The organism is Bartonella birtlesii IBS 325 (assembly GCF_000273375.1).
GTDB classification, from domain to species: Bacteria; Pseudomonadota; Alphaproteobacteria; order Rhizobiales; family Rhizobiaceae; genus Bartonella; species Bartonella birtlesii.
The window spans coordinates 227,116-231,068 of sequence record NZ_CM001557.1; the positions used below are offsets into that span (position 1 = coordinate 227,116).

Annotated in this window: 3 protein-coding genes; all 3 read left to right on the top strand. The window is 43.0% G+C overall.

The window, feature by feature from the left end:
* Positions 1-967 precede the first annotated feature (967 nt).
* Complete coding sequence (locus tag QWU_RS10525; RefSeq protein ID WP_425338960.1) at positions 968-1,318, top strand: hypothetical protein; 351 nt, start codon at positions 968-970, stop codon at positions 1,316-1,318.
* A gap of 734 nt (positions 1,319-2,052) precedes the next feature.
* Positions 2,053-2,550: a 5-(carboxyamino)imidazole ribonucleotide mutase gene (purE, locus tag QWU_RS01140; protein ID WP_006589734.1), complete on the top strand. Its 498-nt coding sequence runs from the start codon at positions 2,053-2,055 to the stop codon at positions 2,548-2,550.
* Position 2,551: 1 nt separating this feature from the next.
* Entirely contained in the window at positions 2,552-3,754 is a 1,203-nt protein-coding gene (locus QWU_RS01145) for a 5-(carboxyamino)imidazole ribonucleotide synthase (RefSeq protein ID WP_026017261.1), read from the top strand.
* Positions 3,755-3,953: the final 199 nt, after the last annotated feature.

Genomic DNA, 3,953 nt, shown 5'->3' on the forward strand with positions numbered 1-3,953 from the left:
ACGCACATGCCCCCTCACGCACACGCCCCCTCACGCACATGCCCAAACACCTCCATATTGCATCCCACCCCATGAATGAGACCATAATAGCAACCGCTGTAGGTAAAATGGGATAAATTCTGTAAATTCAAAAACACTAGCAATCTTTTGAGACTTTATACTTGTACCCAGTGTTTTACTAAGTGTTTTACTTATATAGCGAATAATCAGCTTGAATCTTAAAATCCTAAAATTCGAACATGCAAACAAATCCCAGAGCCTCAGAGCCTCCGGGAAGCTTTTGCCATATCCAAGCGCTACTCCCAAACACTACTCCCAAGCGCTACTCCCAAACACTACTCCCAAGCGCTACTCCCAAACACTACTCCCAAACACCACTCCCAAGCGCTACTCTCAAGCACTACTCCCAAGCACTACTCCCAAACACTACTCCCAAACACTACTCCCAAGCGCTACTCCCAAACACTACTCCCAAGCACTACTCCCAAACACTACTCCCAAACACTACTCCCAAGCACTACTCCCAAACACTACTCCCAAGCACTACTCCCAAACACTACTCCCAAGCACTACTCTCAAGCACCACTCCCAAGCGCTACTCTCAAGCACTACTCTCAAGCACCACTCCCAAGCGCTACTCCCAAACACTACTCCAAGCACTACTCCCAAGCACTACTCCCAAGCGCTACTCCCAAGCACTACTCCCAAACACTAAAAGCAAAAAAGCTGATTTAGGTTCAGTACTTTACCCCCCGGAATACTCATGCGAGGGCGCTCACAACTGGCGGGAGCTTTAAAATGCAAATCAAAACTCTCAACGACATTTTTGTAGGCAAGAGCATTCATTTTAGGCAAATTTAGCTGAAAAATGCCAAAAATATCTCAAAAACAATGAGCACATGCTTTAAGTATAAGCGCGCAGATTCAAAAATATGAAACAGACTTAAAGCATGTGAGTGCAAAACGCTTGAAAAATATTGCCGATATTCTGAGCGTTCCACTGACTTTTTTACGCCAATATCTCCACAAAACAAGAGTCCCCTACCCTTATGATGAACTTCATGAGGAAGTTGCCTCCAGCAGAGAAGAACATCTGCTTTTAAAAAGATTTAGAATTCTCACCACAAGAACCCCCCCACAAGAAAACCCCCACAGGAAAAACCCCACAGGAAACCCCCACAGGAAAAACCAACAGGAAAACCCCCACAAGAAAACCCCCACAGGAAACCCCCACAGGAAAAACCCCACAGGAAAAACCCCACAAGAAAAACTAAAGAGCAATTTTACAACGCACTCCAAGTCCAATAAAAGCTTTTAACATCATGCGCCCCCAAGCACGGATCATCAGTAATCATGCACATTTTAACGGCAATCTACGCATGCTTTCTGATTTGAAACAATCTGCATTTAAACGAAAAAGTGCTACTTTAAATATTTAAAACTCTATTCTTGGTTTTTCTCTCTCATAAAAGACAAAGATTTCTCCTAATTGGCTCTGCACACAGCTCCGTTTTTCATTTCACAGCTTTTCCTTGGCGCATATCAGCACCCCAGGGTGTTGCACCCGCTTTCAAAACATCCATAACATCACCACCAACTGGTTTCGACACAATGGGATCACTCTTTGTAGCGGGATCACTCTTTTAGCCTCTTATCAGAAGCAAAGAACTAAAGATCTCTTTTTTATACAAAATTTTGATAAAAATAGGACAGGTGAAAAAATATCGACAATATTTTACTTTGCGATTTACCATAGATTTGAAAATTTTTCTATTTTTTGGAAGTTTTTTTATTTTTTGCCATCATAAAGTCCGTTATATTTTCCACTTCTTAGAAAGAATACGCGACATATCAATAGGACCAGCATCTTGAAAAGCAAAAGACTTCAAATTTCTATAATTCTTCTGCCTATAAACTCTGTTACGCACCTTCGATCTTCTTAAGAAAACTGTTACTCTATTATCAAGAGACTTTTCAAAGGGAAAATAAACTCTTACAAGAAGAATGAATCGCCTTAAACACTTGAACTTAAACAATTTAAAAGGATATAAAATGACCAAGCAATCATGTGATGTAGCGATTTTAATGGGCAGCCAATCAGATTGGCAAACGATGCGCCATAGCGCGGACACTTTAACGAACCTTGATATTTCACATACTTCGCATATTGTTTCGGCACACCGCACCCCTGAGCGCCTCTACCAATTTGCCAAAGGAGCAAAAGCAGCAGGTTTTAAAATTTTGATTGCCGGAGCAGGAGGTGCAGCACATCTTCCTGGTATGCTTGCAGCGCTCACCCCGCTTCCTGTTTTTGGCGTTCCCATACAGACACAATCTTTATCGGGTCAAGATTCTCTACTTTCCATCGTGCAAATGCCAGCAGGAATACCAGTTGGCACATTGGCAATAGGCGAAGCAGGTGCCATTAACGCAGCGCTTTTAGCAGCAGCAGTCATGGCGATTTACGATGATAGCCTTGCACAACGGTTACAAGATTGGCGCCAAAAACAAACAGAAAATGTTGCGCAAACTCCGGTAACTGAGGTTTAAAATGACAAAACTTCTCAGCCCCTCCAGCTCCCTCACCTCCAAATCCACATCCAGCTCCCTCATATCCAAATCCACATCCAGCTCCCTCATATCCAAATCTGCTGCTACCAAAACCTGCACCATGTTGCCTTTTGGAAGCACCATTGGTTTAATAGGCGGCGGACAATTGGCGCGCATGCTTGCCATAGCAGCTGCAGAGCTAGGGTTTCGCACGGTTGTTTTTTGCCCTGAAGCAGATTGTCCAGCAGCACAAACAGCAAATGAGCATATTGTTGCGCCCTATAATGATAATTCTGCCCTAGACCGTTTTACTTCACTGTGTGATGTTGTGACCTATGAGTTTGAAAATCTTTCCCTTGAAACGGTTCAATATGTAGAGAAGGTCAAAAATGTTTATCCCTCTTCTAAAGCGTTAGAGATCACACAAGACCGGCTTTTTGAGAAACAATTTTTGCGTGATCGAGGCATTGGCACAGCATCGTGGTACGCCATTGATGATTATGCTTCTCTTCTTTCAGGGCTCTCGGCATTAGGCAATCGTGGTCTTTTAAAGACCCGCCGTTTTGGTTATGATGGGAAAAACCAGATCATGCTAGATCATCCCCATAAGCAAGCGCTTGAAAAAGCCTTCACGAATTTTCAAGAACAACCTTTAATTTTGGAAGAAATTATTCCTTTTTTATCGGAAATTTCGGTTCTCTCGGCACGGACAAAACAAGGAGAACATATTTTTTATGATTGCCCTGAAAATCAACATAAAAACGGTATTCTTCATAAATCATTTTTACCCTCGCATGTTCCACTTGAAATACAAAAGGCAGCGCAAGAGATCAGTGCAACGGTAATGGATGCTCTTGATTATGTTGGTATTCTTTGCATTGAATTTTTTGTACTCATAGACGGAGGTTTGTTAGTGAATGAATTAGCACCCCGCGTTCACAACTCTGGCCATTGGACACAAAAGGCGTGCGTAACATCACAATTTGAACAGCATATCCGTGCCATTTGCGGGCTTTCCCTAGGCAGCACATACCGCCACAGCAATTGTCAAATGATCAACCTTCTTGGCAACAATTTTAATGAAGTCAAATATTTTCTCACACAAGACCGCACATCGGTACATTTATATGGCAAAAGTTCTGCCCAGCCCTTGCGCAAAATGGGGCATATCATCCAACTAACGGGATCAGCCAGCAAATCTTAACAAGAGCCGCTCCCACATACACAAAACCACAAAACCACAAATCTCCCCCTCCCCAACACTCCCGCTACAATCACCCCCTCACCTATCCCCTCACCAGCCTTTCACCAGCTTCCCATATTACTCCCTTCCCATATTATTCAAGAAGCACCTCTCCCATACCCTTCCTATAAACCCGCAAAATCGTAAATACACAAACCCA